This is a genomic window from Rhodococcus sp. H-CA8f (genome assembly GCF_002501585.1).
Taxonomy (GTDB): Bacteria; Actinomycetota; Actinomycetes; order Mycobacteriales; family Mycobacteriaceae; genus Rhodococcus_F; species Rhodococcus_F erythropolis.
In genome coordinates this window covers 5,452,088-5,466,494 of sequence record NZ_CP023720.1, presented here as the reverse complement: position 1 = coordinate 5,466,494, position 14,407 = coordinate 5,452,088, and the positions used below count along the sequence as shown (strand labels likewise).

At 62.6% G+C, this 14,407-nt stretch carries 14 protein-coding genes; 3 read left to right on the top strand and 11 right to left on the bottom strand.

The annotated features are described in order from the left end of the window. Position 1: 1 nt before the first annotated feature. Complete coding sequence (gene rlmB, locus CPI83_RS25395) at positions 2-979, top strand: 23S rRNA (guanosine(2251)-2'-O)-methyltransferase RlmB (RefSeq protein WP_097387905.1); 978 nt, start codon at positions 2-4, stop codon at positions 977-979. 34 nt (positions 980-1,013) lie between these two features. Here rlmB and CPI83_RS25390 read toward each other — a convergent pair whose 3' ends face one another. Both CPI83_RS25390 and CPI83_RS25385 read right to left on the bottom strand, forming a co-directional pair. Then, a complete protein-coding gene (locus CPI83_RS25390) occupies positions 1,014-2,795 on the bottom strand; it encodes an ABC transporter ATP-binding protein (protein WP_097387904.1) in 1,782 nt (593 codons plus the stop codon). Continuing rightward, positions 2,792-4,420: an ABC transporter ATP-binding protein gene (locus tag CPI83_RS25385; protein ID WP_097387903.1), complete on the bottom strand. Its 1,629-nt coding sequence runs from the start codon at positions 4,418-4,420 to the stop codon at positions 2,792-2,794. Before CPI83_RS25385 ends, CPI83_RS25390 begins: the two co-directional genes overlap by 4 nt. Positions 4,421-4,619: 199 nt before the next feature. Here CPI83_RS25385 and CPI83_RS25380 point away from each other — a divergent pair, with 199 nt between their 5' ends. Continuing rightward, positions 4,620-5,609 carry an iron-siderophore ABC transporter substrate-binding protein gene (locus tag CPI83_RS25380; protein WP_232816804.1) on the top strand — a complete coding sequence of 330 codons (990 nt, stop codon included), beginning with the start codon at positions 4,620-4,622 and terminating at the stop codon, positions 5,607-5,609. Positions 5,610-5,613: 4 nt separating this feature from the next. Here the strand turns inward: CPI83_RS25380 and CPI83_RS25375 are convergent, their stop codons facing one another. After that, entirely contained in the window at positions 5,614-6,411 is a 798-nt protein-coding gene (locus CPI83_RS25375; protein WP_097387901.1) for an AraC family transcriptional regulator, read from the bottom strand. 172 nt (positions 6,412-6,583) lie between these two features. Continuing rightward, positions 6,584-7,306 (bottom strand): hypothetical protein, encoded by a 723-nt coding sequence (locus CPI83_RS25370; protein ID WP_225989632.1) that lies wholly within the window; start codon positions 7,304-7,306, stop codon positions 6,584-6,586. Between the two features lie 366 nt (positions 7,307-7,672). Here CPI83_RS25370 and CPI83_RS25365 point away from each other — a divergent pair, with 366 nt between their 5' ends. Continuing rightward, on the top strand, positions 7,673-8,314 hold the full coding sequence (locus tag CPI83_RS25365) for a hypothetical protein (RefSeq protein ID WP_097387900.1): 642 nt from the start codon (positions 7,673-7,675) through the stop codon (positions 8,312-8,314). A gap of 88 nt (positions 8,315-8,402) precedes the next feature. Here the strand turns inward: CPI83_RS25365 and CPI83_RS25360 are convergent, their stop codons facing one another. The 7 genes from CPI83_RS25360 to CPI83_RS25330 all read right to left on the bottom strand — a co-directional run bounded on the left by CPI83_RS25360 (position 8,403) and on the right by CPI83_RS25330 (position 14,301). Next, entirely contained in the window at positions 8,403-9,095 is a 693-nt protein-coding gene (locus CPI83_RS25360; protein WP_020968394.1) for an LpqN/LpqT family lipoprotein, read from the bottom strand. A 77-nt stretch (positions 9,096-9,172) separates the two neighbouring features. After that, positions 9,173-10,045 carry a biotin-dependent carboxyltransferase family protein gene (locus CPI83_RS25355; RefSeq protein ID WP_097387899.1) on the bottom strand — a complete coding sequence of 291 codons (873 nt, stop codon included), beginning with the start codon at positions 10,043-10,045 and terminating at the stop codon, positions 9,173-9,175. Between the two features lie 57 nt (positions 10,046-10,102). Next, positions 10,103-10,717 (bottom strand): allophanate hydrolase subunit 1, encoded by a 615-nt coding sequence (locus tag CPI83_RS25350; protein ID WP_097387898.1) that lies wholly within the window; start codon positions 10,715-10,717, stop codon positions 10,103-10,105. Then, positions 10,714-11,475: a 5-oxoprolinase subunit PxpA gene (locus CPI83_RS25345; RefSeq protein ID WP_019746848.1), complete on the bottom strand. Its 762-nt coding sequence runs from the start codon at positions 11,473-11,475 to the stop codon at positions 10,714-10,716. Before CPI83_RS25345 ends, CPI83_RS25350 begins: the two co-directional genes overlap by 4 nt. Before the next feature lie 34 nt (positions 11,476-11,509). After that, the gene (locus CPI83_RS25340; protein WP_003945811.1) at positions 11,510-12,391 is read right to left on the bottom strand and encodes a metal ABC transporter permease; all 882 of its coding nucleotides are present in this window, start codon (positions 12,389-12,391) and stop codon (positions 11,510-11,512) included. Beyond that, on the bottom strand, positions 12,388-13,248 hold the full coding sequence (locus CPI83_RS25335; RefSeq protein ID WP_097388250.1) for a metal ABC transporter ATP-binding protein: 861 nt from the start codon (positions 13,246-13,248) through the stop codon (positions 12,388-12,390). Before CPI83_RS25335 ends, CPI83_RS25340 begins: the two co-directional genes overlap by 4 nt. 102 nt (positions 13,249-13,350) lie before the next feature. After that, positions 13,351-14,301, bottom strand: coding sequence for a zinc ABC transporter substrate-binding protein (locus CPI83_RS25330; RefSeq protein WP_019746850.1), 951 nt, complete (start codon positions 14,299-14,301; stop codon positions 13,351-13,353). Positions 14,302-14,407: the final 106 nt, after the last annotated feature.

The following is a 14,407-nucleotide window of genomic DNA, read 5'->3' as shown; positions in this document are numbered from 1 at the left end:
AATGGCTGGAAACTCGAGCAGGCGCGGCGCAGTCCGTAAGGGCGGCACCAAGAAGGGCCAGGTTGCCGGTTCCGGTGGCCAGCACAAGCGTGGTCTCGCCGGCCGCGGTGCTACCCCTCCCGCCGAGGCACGCACCAAGCACCCAGCGGCAAAGCGTGCAGCGCGCGCCGCCCGGGCCGACGAGAAGCAGAACCAGGGCCGCGGTGGCCGTCCGGGGCCGGGCCGCAAGGTTCTCGACGGTCCAGAGACCGTGCTCGGTCGCAACCCGGTGGTGGAGTGCCTGCGCGCGGGTGTTCCGGCGACGGCGCTGTGGGTGGCTGTCGGTACCGAGAGCGACGACCGGTTGAAGGAATCCGTTCAGCGGGCTGCCGACTCCGGTATCTCCATTCTCGAGGTGCCGCGCTCGGATCTGGATCGCCTCAGCGCCAACGGTCTTCACCAGGGCATCGCTCTGCAGGTTCCGCCGTACCGCTACGCGCACCCGGACGATCTTCTGTCCGAGGCACGTAAGCACGCCGAGCCCCCTCTGCTCGTCGCGCTGGACAACATCACCGATCCCCGCAACCTGGGTGCCGTTGTGCGCTCGGTCGCAGCTTTCGGTGGACACGGCGTCGTGATTCCGGAGCGTCGTAGCGCGAGCGTGAGTGCTGTCGCTTGGCGTACCAGCGCCGGTGCTGCCGCTCGTCTGCCGATTGCTCGGGCAACCAACCTCACTCGCACGCTCAAGGACTGGGCGTCGAAGGGTGTTCAGGTCGTCGGTCTCGACGCCGAAGGTGACACCACTCTCGACGATTTCGACGGCAGCGGTCCCGTGGTGATCGTGGTCGGTTCCGAGGGCAAGGGCCTTTCGCGCCTCGTCCGCGAGAACTGCGACGCGATCCTGTCGATTCCGATGGCGGGTCCGGTCGAGTCGCTCAACGCCTCGGTTGCCGCCGGAGTCGTCCTGGCGGACATCGCCCGCAGGCGTCGTAGCAGCTGAGTTGTAACGGCTTTCAGGTGAGCCTGGCGGGGTTCTAGCTCCGTACCGACCAGGCTTCCCACAGTGCAGCGTAGGAACCGTCCGCGCCGATCAGTTCGTCATGTGTCCCGCTCTCGACCACGCGGCCACCGCTCATGACGAGTATGCGATCGGCGCGGACTGCTTGGCTCAGGCGGTGTGCGATCACCACGGCAGTCCTGCCGGTGACTGCGAGCTCGGCTGCCTGATCGAGTAGACCTGCTGCAGTGGTTCCGGCTTCGGCAGTCGCCTCGTCGAGGATGACGACGGGCGGGTCGAGCAGAGCCAGCCGGACGAGGGCTATGTGCTGTGCCTGTGCCGCCGTCAACTGGTACCCGCCCGCCCCGACCCTGGTCTCGAGCCCGTCCGGAAGCTCATGGATCCATTGAGCTTTCATCGTTTCGACGGCTTCGGTGATCTTCGCATCGTCCGAATCTGGTGCGCACAACCGGAGATCGTCGGCGATCGTCCCGACGAACACGTGAACTTCCTGGCTGACCAGGACGACTTTGTGCCGAAGTTCGGCATCACTCAGGTCGTCAATCGGTGTGCCGTCGACGGTGATTCGCCCGTCCCCGACGGGAATGATGCCGGCAATCAGTTTGGCGAGTGTGGTCTTTCCGGCACCACTGCTGCCGACGACGGCGATTCGTTCCCCCGGTGCGATCGAGATCGAGATCGAATCGATCACCGGGGTGGAGTTGTCGTACGAGTAAGAAACCCGCTTCACGTCGACTCCGATGGGTGCGGACCGAGCCGAGGCAGGAATGCTCGCGGGACGCCCGGGCATCGCGGTGACACCGATCAGGCGAGCCAGGCTGGCACCCGCATCCTGCAATTCGTCGATGTTCGAGAGAAATACCGCGATGGGGCTGAACAGACTGTGGAAGTAGAGCGCAGCGGCGGTAGCGGCCCCGATGGACACCGATCCCGTGGTCACGAGCCAGTAGCCGACGCTCAGGACCGCGGCCAGTCCGAGCAGTTCGGCGCCGTTGAGTTGAGCGAAGAAGTTGGTGCGCAGTCGAACTGCCTGCATGTCGAAGCTGATGGCATGCTCGGAGGTCTCGGCGATTCGGCCGATGTGCTCGTCGGTTCGACGCAGGGCAGTGACAGTACCTGCACCACCCAGGGTTTCGATGAGCTGCTGTCCCCGCCTGGCCTGCGCAGCGCGTGAGCGTCGGTAGACGGGTCCGGAGCGTCGGAGGAAATGGCGAAGAGCGAAATAGTGAATTGGTGCAACGGCAACGATTGCCACGGTGAATCGCCAATCGATCACTCCCACACCGACAAGCGTCAGTGAGATCATGAACAGGGCAGACACCGTTGCGGGCAGCACCCGTGCGATAACGGTGTTGACCGCTTCGACGTCACCCGAGACCCGGGAAATCAGATCACCGGTTCCGGCATCCTCGACCAGTGACGACGGCTGCGCGAGGGTGGCGGCGAACACGTCCTCACGAAGATCGGCCAGCACGTTCTGCGCGACATTCGCGAGAAGCTGTGTGCTCCACCAGGTCAGCGCAACCCCTGCTGCCGCTGCGCCGAGCATGAACGCGGTGATACGCAGAAGTGAGACAAACGGTTTGCCCTCCGTGACCGCATCGACCATCAGCCCGAGCAGCGCCGGGGTGGTCAGGCCGCAGGCCGTAGCGGAGAGAAGTACGACGGTCGTGAGTGCGAGCGCTCGCCCCCGTGGCCGAAGCAGTGCGATCAATGCGCGGACCGTCTGTGTGGTCGACGCGATCGGCAAGGCAGATGTAGCCGGAACAGCAGATGCATCCGGAAGGGTGTCGGTCACAGCGAGTCTCCGTCCCGAGCGGCGTGGTCGATCGTGACGACACGGTCACACGAATGGAGCAAGGTCGGACTCGAGGTGATCACCACAATGGCCTTGTCGGGAAAGTTTCTCAGTGAGTGTGCAATTCGATGCTCGGTGACAGAGTCCACGGAAGTGGTGGGTTCGTGGAGGACCAGGATCGGCTGGGGTTGATGCAAAGCGCGGGCGAGCAGAAGTCGTTGGCGCTGACCTCCGGAGAGTTTCTTTCCTTGCTCACCTACCTCGGAGAGGTGGCCGTCGGGCAGATGCGTCAACACGTCGTCGAGCGCAGATGACGTCATTGCCGACGAGTCGACGTTCGGTGCAGCCAGATTGTCGAAGACGGTGCCGGTGAACACGGTTCCTTCATGAGCGGAGACGAACACCTGATCGCGAACTCCGTCCGGACCGAGTTCGGTTGCATCGGTGCCGAATACGAAGTAGCAGTCGGGGTCCAGCGGAGTCTGAAAGGCGAGTTGGCGTGCCAGTCGGTGAGCGGAATCGTCCGCGCGCACGCCCACCACCTCGCCGCGGCGAGCTGAGACGACGGTTCCGTTGTCCGTCGAAATCAGCAGGGCGTCTTCACTTCTGACAGCGCTAATCGGGGCGGTGGAAGGCGGCGGTTCGATCAGGTGCGGCTCGGCCAGGAGTTCGGACAGTCTGCGTGCGGAGCCTCGCTTGGCAGCGAGTTCTGCACCGAAGAACCCCAGAGTTTCCATCGGACCGGCAATGACCCTGCTCAAGCCGACAACGGTGACGAAGTTGCCCACGGTGATCGTGCCTTGATGCGCCATCCACGCGGCTCCAAGCGCGACCGAAGCCAGCACCAACGCGGAGACCCCGGAATTGAGCGCGGTCAGGCTGGACATTGCTCTGACCGTCCGGATCGCTGCCTTCATCGACTCCCGGCTCGCGTTGACGTATCGCGACAGGGCCGTGGGCTCAGCCCCGAAACCCTTCAGTACCCGCAGGCCCAGCGTGAAATCAGTTGCAAGCATGCCTGCCTCGGCTGCCTTCTTCTGCTCTGCATACACACGCTCGTCCAGTGGACCGCTGATCTTGTGGATGAATACGAGCTGCGCAGCAGTGATGAGTACGACGATCAGTGCGAGCGGCCACGAGACGAAGGCAAGCGAAATCACTGCCGCGGCGAGCCCCGCAAAAGCTGAGCCCTGTTCGGCGACAACCCAGGAGAAGCCCGATACGTGTGAGGCGTCCGAGGTGGAGATGGTGAGAACTTCACCCGTCGAGCGCTGAGCTTGCATGCCTCTGGCATCGAGTACCCGTCTGGCAGCGTTCAATCGTAGGTCGTGTTCGCCGTAGACGAAGACCTGCGTGTTCAGGCGAACTGCGATGCGCCACGACAGAGCAAGTCCCACGAACAGAGCACACAACACAGCAAGCCATACGAGAAGTGCTGTGCTGTCGGACTTTCCGATTGCACGGTCGACGACGGTACCGATCAGCACCGGAATGAGGGCTTGAGCTACCTGATACGACGCCTGGCCGGTGACAGCTGCAACCAGTCGCGGGCCGCGTCCGGAGGAGAACGATCCGACTCTGATCATCTCCATCGGACCGGAACGAGTTTCGGGCAGCGCTGACACTCGTGAAACTCCTCGCCCAGATCTGAACACTCGTTGTGCAGTTCTACGGTAGAGCCGGAGCGGGTGCGGAAAGTGCTCGCAGATGCCAAGGGCTACGCGGCAGCGGACAGATGGAGTATCGACACCCCATTACCGGGATCAGGTCTCGATATACCTGCCTGGTCGAAACAAGTACGTTTGCGAAGAGAGCTGACAGAAGATGAAAAGCACTACCCGAATAGTGGCTGCGTTGGCCGCGATTGCCCTGCTCGCAGGCTGCCAGAGCAGCACCGAGTCAACAGCGTCGGAGGACACGACGCAGTTGGCCGAGGCCGGCGCTCTGCCGGCGACCATCGACCATGCGTACGGCTCGACCACCATCGAGACCGAACCTCAGCGGATCGTGACCATCGGCTGGAACAGCCAGGATTCGGTCCTGGCACTGGGCAAGACGCCCGTCGCCATGGAGTCGTTCAGTGGGGCAGGCTTGGAGAACGGAATCCTGCCGTGGGACGAAGAATTGTTGGGCGACGTCGAACCCACGTTGCTCGACAGCACTTCCGGTGTGCCTTTCGAGCAGATCCTGGCGTTGGAGCCGGACGTGATCATCGCGGTGGTCTCGGGAATCACCGAAGACGACTACGCACGTCTTTCTCAGATCGCACCCACGATTCCGTTCAAGGAGACCGCATGGGCGACTACGTGGCAAGAGCAGATGTCGACTATCGGTTCAGTACTCGGACAACCGAAGCGGGCGGCTGAGCTGATCGAGGAAACTGACGATTCCATAGCCGACCTGGCTGCGGGGTCCCCGAATCTGAACGGGAAAACCTTGACCTTCCTCTCGGGAAACATCGACGGCCTCACCAATTACTGCGCCGACGACGGCAGAGTCATCCTGATGTCCCAGCTCGGACTGAAGCAGTCGGCCGGAAGCGCAGAGCTGTGCGGCGACACCCAGGGGTCGGTGACTGCATCGCGCGAACAGTACAACGAACTGGACGCGGACGTGATCGTGCTCAACGACGCGAGTGGTCAGGGGCTCCCCGGATTGATGGGGGACAAGTTGTTTGCCGACCTGCCGGCAGTCAAGGACGGCAGGCTGATTCAGCAGCTCGGTCTGGCCCGAGTCATGGCACTGGCTTCGCCCACGTCGCTGAGCGTCAAATATGCCTTCGCCGAACTGGTCTCGAAGATGAACGGCTTCTGACCAGCTAGGCTGACAATTCGCACGCGTCCGAGTAATAGTTCTTCGGTGTTCGTCCGGTGACCTTGCGGAACACGCTGGTGAAGGCGCTGGGGGTTTCGTATCCGACGCGACGGCTAACCGTCGAAACAGGAACGCCCACAGCGAGATAGGACATCGCGGCGCGGACGCGGACTTGAATCCTCCACTCGGTGAAGGACATCCCCGTTCCCTGAGAGAACACGCGGCTCAGGGTACGGGGGCTTCCTCCGACCACATAGGCCCAATCGGCAAGCCCGCGTTGATCGGCGGGGTCGGCGATCAAGCGGCGTGCAACGGCGAGGGCCCGGGGATCGGCGGGCATCGGCACTGCGACATCAGCCGCCTCGATGGGCGCGAGCGTGTCGAAGACTACGGATTCCGCCCGCAAGCGAGCCTCGGTAGGCATGTTTCGCTGGTGCAGATGGATGAGCATCGTCTTGACCACGTCGTCGATGCCGATGATCGCGGGCTTCGTCCACGGGTGGGGGAACGACTCGGGCCGGAAATAGGTGAAACGAGCTTCGGTGGATGCGCCGAGCGTGATGCGCCGTGGAGTTCCAGCCGGAATCCACATGCCGACCGTCGGTGGGATCTGCCAACGAACGTCGTCGATGTACGCGCTCATCTCTCCGGAAGCGCCCCACAGGAGTTCGTGCTCGGGATGGCGGATCTCACGCCACGCGCGCTTCTGATCGCGCCCGATGGTGGACGTCGTCATCGAGAAGGGGAGCGGAACGTACCGGCCTGCCGGCACAGCCCAGTACGGAAATCCTGTGGAACTCATCGGTGGATCATACCGCGAATGACTTAGGTAATGCTTTCCTATTTGGTTCTTCGACGCAGGGCACGACGGAGTGCGGTCGCGACAAAAGGCCGAGGGTGGCACCGAGTCCGAAGACTCGATGCCACCCTCGATCACATTCCCCGACGGAGTGTTTACAGGTGGAGCAGGTGAATCAGCTGCCGTTGGCCAGGACACCGCTGATGATGTCGGAGATGAAGCCGGCCGGGTTGTCGAGGATGGAGGAGCCGGCCGAACCGGTTCCGCCCTCGCCGTCAGAAGAGCCGAAGCCCAGATCTGCCGAGCCCGATGCGGCAGCCTCGCCGGGGTTCTTGGCGCGGATCTTGGCGTAGACATCGCCGATGTTCTGATCACTGCCCCACAGCGAGATGCCGATGGAACTGGGGAGCTCGACGTAAGTTCCCGGCTGTGCGTTGTCCGGAACCAAGTAGCTCACTTCGAAAGTGACTGTCTTGCTGCCGGTGATCGAGACATTCCAACCCGCATCGGGAATTGTGACGGTGCGCGCCGCATTGTCGACGGTGGGGGACACCTTCTCGGTTTTCTGAGTCAGTCCGAGAAAGTGCCATGAATCGATCGAGGCGCTGTCCTTGATGTAGGTGTATCCGGCCGGGAAACGGTCGACGAACTTGTTGACGAAGAAGTCCGGATGGCCGTTGGCCGAAACCGTGGTGCGGACGGTCAATTTTCCGCCGGGCGCCACTTCTCCGTCGCCTACGACGCTCTTGGTGATCGTGACTTGGTTCGAAGTCACGGTGTTGGTCTTCGGGTGCGCGGCATCTGCGTGCGCAGCTCCGGTGCCGATGAGAAGTCCGCTGGTTGCAAGCGCAGCGATTGCTACTCCGGTGAGTGTTTTGCGCATTGAGAAACGTGACATGAAATTCTCCGTTCGAGGGGTTCACGCTGACGGCGATGGGGATGACTCTTCAAAGGTTGCGCCGTGGTAACCATTGAAACCTATCGGACGCTTGCCTATGTGTCAGTTCGGCAGAATTTACGGAAAAGTCCGAATTGAGAGGACTTTTTCGACCTAGATTGCCTGTTGTTAACTGACTGGCGACCAATTCGGCGAAAAGCTGGGCGAATGTCCAGGTCGACTGTATCGTACTTCGAGAGTCGGGTTGCAACAAGTTCCAGTAATCAATGAATTCGGTTGTCCTGGAACCACACAGAGTGGAGATTGTTCGTGGCAAAGTTTGGATCCAGGAATCGTAGTCTGTCCACCGTTGGAGCTGGTTTGGGGGTGATTGCTCTTGCTGTGGGCGCAAGCGCGCTGGGTGCGGGAGTCGCGACTGCCGAGATAGCAACTTCTGGTGCCTACACATTTACTCGCACTGTGGACAATGCGTCCCCGAAGGTCGGTGACACGATCACCTACACGACAGTGTCGAAGAAGAGCGGAATCGACGGATATATCAGCAGGTTCACCGAGACGCATGCCGCATGCTTGACCTTTGTCCCGGGCTCGGCGAAGGTCACGAAGTTTCACGTTGGCGGGACGATGACCGAAACCACTGAAACGCCGGAACTGACAGCCACGACGCTCGAGGTGACCAGTGCCGGCTGGATCAACAACGGCAGCAAACCGGTGACCATGAAGACCAGCTACACGGTCACTGCTTCGTGTGCGCCGGGAACCGTGTACGGAAGTGGATTGGCGGTAGGTGCCACGGTGATGGGCAACGGATTCCAGTCGAGTGCGAATTTCGCCAACTTGGGCCCGTCCATCACTGTCCGCGCCGCGGATGTGGTCGATCCCGTTGACCCGGTTGATCCCGTTGATCCGGTTGATCCCACTGGCCCCGGAACCGGTGGCGGAACCGGATCGCTCGGCTCGTTGAGCGGTGGCCTCGGTTCCCTCAGCGGCCTGTTCGGCTCCAGCTAGGCGAGAGTTGTGAAACGGCGGGCCGAGACTGTCGTAGTCTCGGCCCGCCGCGGTTGTTCGGTGATCACGTGCTCAAATCATGAGGTGCTCAGCCGAATTCGATCGAGGTGTTGATTTCTTCCACCTGGTTGGAGGTCTGCATGTTCGTCGTGTCGGTGAACTGATTCGCAAAGCTGACCAGGTAGACCGGCGAGTTGTCGTCGGCTTGGTAAGCGACGACCGTCATGACGGCGTAGAGCGGAACGTCCAGGTTTGGGGCGGTCCAGGTTCCGGAGAGGCGGAACCCCTGCTGTCCGTCGACGTCGATCTCGGTGTACTTCACCTCGGTCCACCCGTCGAGGGTGGCGATCGTTTCACGCGCAGCGGCAAGAACCTCGTCTTTTGTTGCGGTGCCTTGGTTTTCGACCGTCACGGTGGTGTTCGGCATGAAACCGCTGGGTTCCTGGCTGTTGCTGGACAACGCATCCGTAACGCCGGCAGGGATGTTCTCGCCGTGAGTCCAGCTCGGCGGGAGGCTGACGCTGATGCTCGGCGCTTCGGGGTCGTCGCCGGTTTCGATCGTCGTCCGCTCACCGATGAACGGTGTTCCGTCCCTCAAGGTCGGCGTCGCGGCAGCGGCAGACGACGAGGATGCAGAACTTTCGGAAGCAGTGGTCTCACTGGTGCTGGTATCACTGGAGACAGCGTCGCCGCTTTCCGAACTGCTGCATCCGGACAGGACGAGTGCAGCAGTGATCATTGACGCTATTCCGAGAGCAAGTGTGCTGCTCTTAGGGCTCATAGTGTGAAAGTCCTTCAGGTTCTGGCGACGGCCGAGCGCCGCCGGCAGCATTGCTGGCGCGGCTGAGACTATCAGCGCTAGGACGGCCTGGTAGTGGCCTTCAAGGTAACGGTGCTGCCGGGCCGCAGCTGTGCCAGCGATGCAATCCCTGCGTCGGAAACGACGGCGATGACCGGGTATCCGCCGGTCACGGGATGGTCTGCCAGAAACACGACGGGCTGGCCGCCTGGCGGCACTTGGATGGATCCCATCACGACGCCTTCGCTCGGCAATTCCTCGGTGCGTGAGCGATGTAAAGGCCCTTGGCCCTGTAACCGGACCCCGACTCGGTTGGTGTGTTCGGTGACTTTCCACGTGGTGTGAAGGAGCGCGTGAACGGATGCGGCGGTGAACCAGGAATTTCGGGGGCCGAGCGTGATCTCGATCGGAACCGCGCCGAGTGCAGGTGCGGGCGGTGGAATCAACTCTTCGGTGGGCCACGTCCCTTCCTCTGCCCCGAGGAGGAGTAGATCGCCGGCGGCGAGGGGCGGCGGCCCGAGCCCGGAGAGTGTGTCGGTGGATCTGCTGCCGAGTACCTGTGGGACGTCGACGCCACCGCGTGCAGAGATATACGTTCTCAACCCGGTTGTGCTGTAACCCAATTCGATAATGCTGCCACCGCCCAGGTGGATGCTCGCGTAGTCAGGTGCCGGCCGTCCGTCGACGACCAGCGGCACCCGCGCGCCTGTCACTGCCACCGTCATCGAACCGACGGCCCGCATCGCAAAACCCCCAGTGGTGACTTCGATGGTTGCTGCTCGAAAAGTGTTGCCTACGAGTCTGTTCGCGCTGTCGTGCGAGATCATGTCGACGGCGCCGGATCTGCCGACCCCGAGAGCGCCGTAGCCTCTCCGCCCGCGGTCCTGAACTGTGGCGAGCGGGCCGGTACGCACTACCTCGAGCCAGGCCATGAATCCATTGTCCCGCAACAACGCGATGAAGACACCAAAATTATCCTTGCACCTAAATCATGCACGGACAAAGGTGACTGTGGTGCCGGGTAGAAGCAGCGCCGGCGGGCGGCGCTCGGCATCCCACACCGACAGTTCCGTCGTTCCGATCAACTGCCAGCCGCCCGGGGAGCTACGCGGGTAGACGCCCGAGAACGGTCCGGCCAACCCGACTGCACCGGCAGGGACCTGCCTGCGCGGGTCCGATCGACGTGGAACTTCGAGCTTTCTCTCGTTGCTGGTCAGATACGCGAAGCCGGGGGCGAAACCGATGAACGCGACGGTCCACGACGCAGACGTGTGAGCCTCGATGACACCGTCGACCCCGAGTCCGGTCAGCTTGCCCACTTCGACGAGATCGTCGCCGTCGTAGCGGACCGGAATCGCGACAGCAGGCCAGCTCTCATCTGCTGTGAGTTCGATCGGTACGGCCCCACGTACCCATTTCTCCACGAGTTTGTGTCCGGTAATCGTGTTGTCGTACTCGATCAGGATGGTTCGCGCCGCGGGAATCAGATCGATCACTCCGGGGATTCGACTGGCGTCGAGAGCCCTGAAGTTGCCCAGCACGCTCGGCAGTTCGTCGTACTCGACGAGGACTGCGGATTCACCGGCGGGCAGGATCGTGATCATGTGAACGGTGTGATCTCGACGTCGGAGGATTCGAGGAGATCGCGGATCGCTGCGGCCATGTCGACGGCTGCCGGACTGTCACCGTGTACGCACACCGACTCCGCGGTGATTTTGAGGGTGCTCCCGTCGACCGCATCCAACTCGCCGTCGACGACCATTCGCCGAACCCGTTCTGCAACAAGCGCCGGGTCGTGCAGAACGGCGCCCGACTCGGTGCGGGGGACCAAAGTGCCTTCTGCCGTGTACGCGCGATCGGCAAAAGCCTCGGCGACCACGTCGAGGCCGGCTTCGCGCGCCTCTTCCAGAAACACCGAACCAGGTAGTCCGAGAACAGGTAGCGAACTGTCGTAGGCAACGACGGCGGCGACCACGGCCCGCGCCTGCCGTCGGTGATGGACTATTGCGTTGTAAAGCGCGCCGTGGGGTTTGACGTACGTGACCCGCGATCCGGCGACACGAGCCAAACCGTCGAGTGCCCCTATTTGATAAATGACGTCGGCGGTGAGGTCTTTCGGGGACATGTCGATGAAGCGTCGGCCGAAACCGGCGAGGTCTCGGTAACCCACCTGCGCGCCGATCCGCACGCCGCGGGTGGCGGCTGATTCGCAAGTCGCCAACAGTGTCGTCGGGTCGCCGGCATGGAATCCGCAGGCGATGTTCGCGCTGGTGACAAGTTCGAGCATGGCGTCGTCGTCGCCCAGGGTCCAGGCTCCGAAGCCCTCGCCGAGGTCGCTGTTCAGATCAACGCTGTAGCCCATACCTCGATTCTAGGTAGGTATGGGCTCTCGGTGTTCAGGCGTGCGCCGGAATCCGTCCCGCATTCTTGCGACGTGCGGATCCGAAGAGTCGGCATATCAGGTAGATCACGAACGAGACCGAGGTGACGAAACTCGAGACGGGAACGCCGGGTGCCAGCGAGAGAAGGATGCCGCCGACGGCTGCCAGTTCGGCGAACACGACGGAGAGAATTGTCGCCTTGAGTGGGCTTGCCGTGACGTACGCGGCGGCCGCTGCGGGAGTGATCAGCAGCGACATCACCAGCAGCGCGCCGACGATCTGCACGCCGAGTGCTGCGGTGATGCCGACCAACACGGCGAACACGATCGACAGTGCCCGAACCGGAACACCGCGAGCTGCAGCAACTTCGGGGTCGGTGCTTGCGAACAGCAAAGGGCGGTAGATGAATCCGAGTGTGCCGATCACGATGACCGCGCACAGCAGCAGAAGTTCGAGACCGCTGTTTCCCGGCGCCACGATCTGTCCGACCAACAGTGAGAAGCTGGTTCCCGTGCGACCGTCGTACGCCCAGAGGAACAACACCGACAAGCCGAGACCGAAAGCCATGATCACGCCGATCACCGAATCTCGGTCCCGCGCTTTGGCTCCGAGCAGCCCGAACAGCACTGCCGCGACCACGGATCCGACGATGGCACCGAAGCCGACGCCCACACCGACGAGAAGTGCGGCGGATGCACCCGTCAGTGACAGCTCGCTCGTTCCGTGCACCGAGAACGACATCTGACGACTCACGATCAGCGGCCCGATGATGCCTGCCAACAATCCGAGGATGGCACCGGCAATCAACGCCTGTTGGACGAAGTCGTACTGCAGTAGGTCGACGGTGGCGGACACGTCGAACATCCGCGACATCGCGTCGGTGAACTTGTTACTCACTGGTGGTGATCCTCATCAGAATGGTGAACGCCTTCTCCCGGGCGTAGTCCGCCTGCGCTGCCGAGCGCGTCGATGGCGTCTCCGGTGCCGATCACGACGAGGCGGCCACGAACCTGCAACACTTCGACGTCGGTGTTGTACAGATCCGAGAGAACCTCGGACGTCATCACTTCGGCCGGCGTCCCGATCCGGAATTTGCCGTCCACCAGATAGAGCACTCGATCGACCAACGGCAGGATCGGATTGATCTCGTGCGTCACGAACAGCACTGCGGTGTCATGGCTGCGCCGACGCTTGTCGATCAGCGTCGAGACCAGGTGCTGGTTGGCGAGGTCGAGGCTGAGCAGCGGCTCGTCGCACAGCAGGATCCGCGGGTCGCCGACCAAAGCCTGCGCGATCCGCAGTCGCTGCTGCTCACCGCCGGACATGGAACCGATGGGAGCGTCGGCAAACGACTGGGCGCTGACCTGTGCGATGGCGTCGTCGACGATCTTGCGGCGACGACCCCGACGCAGTAGGCCCGTACCCCACTGGTGACCGTCGACGCCGAGGCCGACCAGGTCGCGGCCGCGGAGCGGGAGGCCGTCGTCGATGGATTTCTGCTGCGGGATGTACCCGACGTGTGAGTTCCCGGCCCGTGCCGGCGTGCCGACGATCTGTGCGCTACCGCCGCTGAGTTGTAGTTGGCCCAGCAGAATCTTCAAGAGCGAGGTCTTGCCCGACCCGTTCGGCCCGAGTACGGCGATGAACTCACCTGGCTGTACCTCGAGGTCGAGTCCGTCCCAGAGGGTGCGGGCACCGAAAGACAATCGAGCACCCTTCAGCGTCACAGCGGGCACGGAGGCCTTCGAAGGCACGGTGTTGCCAGAAGGCACGGTGTTACCAGGGGGCACAGGAGTATTCGCGGAAGTTTCTGTCACAAGCCGATCGGTTCTTCTCGGAAATGGTGGGGCAAATAGTTACTGGGCAGAGAGGGCGTTTGCGAGCGACTCCGCGGTCTGCGTCTGCCACTGAATGTAGTCCAGGCCCTCGGGGAGAGTCTCCGTAACCTCGACGACGGGCACTCCGGCGGTTTCGGCTGTGGTGCGCATGTCCTGGGTCACTTTGTCCTGCGTCTGGATGTTGTAGACCAGTGCGCGGGCCTGCTTCTCCGAGAGGAGCTGGCGCGTTGCGGCGATTGCGGCCGGTGACGGATCGTTGCCGTCTTCGATGGCACTGGTGAACTCTTCGGGAGTTGCGTCCTTCAGTTCAGCTGCGACCAGGAGGTAGTGCGCGATCGGCTCGGTCTGCGCCACCGGTGCGCCCGCGTGGGCAGCGGCGATGGAATCGGTGATCGCTGTGACGCCGGCGAGCTTCTGGCTGTATGCCTTCGCGTTGTCCTCGTAGGTCGCCGCGTTGTCCGGATCGAGAGCGCTCAGCTGATCGGCAACCGAATGTGCGACGGCGTCGACGGTCGGAATGTCGAACCAGACGTGTTCGTTGACTGCGCCGTGGGTGTGACCGTCATGCGATTCGCCCGCGGTTTCGCCGGCGTGGATGCCACCGTCGAGCAGGTTGTAGGCGTTGACCGTCTTCTGCTCACCCTTGCCCGCGTCGAGGACGTCGGTGATGAACTGGTCGTAGCCGCCGCCGTTGTAGACGACGAGCGATGCGTCGGTGATCTTGGCGGCATCGGCGGGCGTCGCCTCGAACGAGTGCGGGTCCGCGGATGGCTCGTTGATGATCGACGTCACGGTCAGCTTGTCGCCGGCGACGGCCTGCGCGACGTCGCCCCACACGTTCGTCGATGCGACGACGGTGATGCCTTCGTCTTTCGACGAGCTGGAGCTGCACGCGGTGAGCGCGAATGCTGCGGCGACCGAGACGGCCGCGAGGGCGGTGGCGGTGCGGAATTTCGACGACGAACGCACGTGCTTTTCTCCTGAACAAAGGCTGGGCTAAATGCTATTGGAAACCGTTACCGTTACACATTAGCGCATAGTCGCTGGTAGTTCACCTTCGGTTCAGCCCCAACGC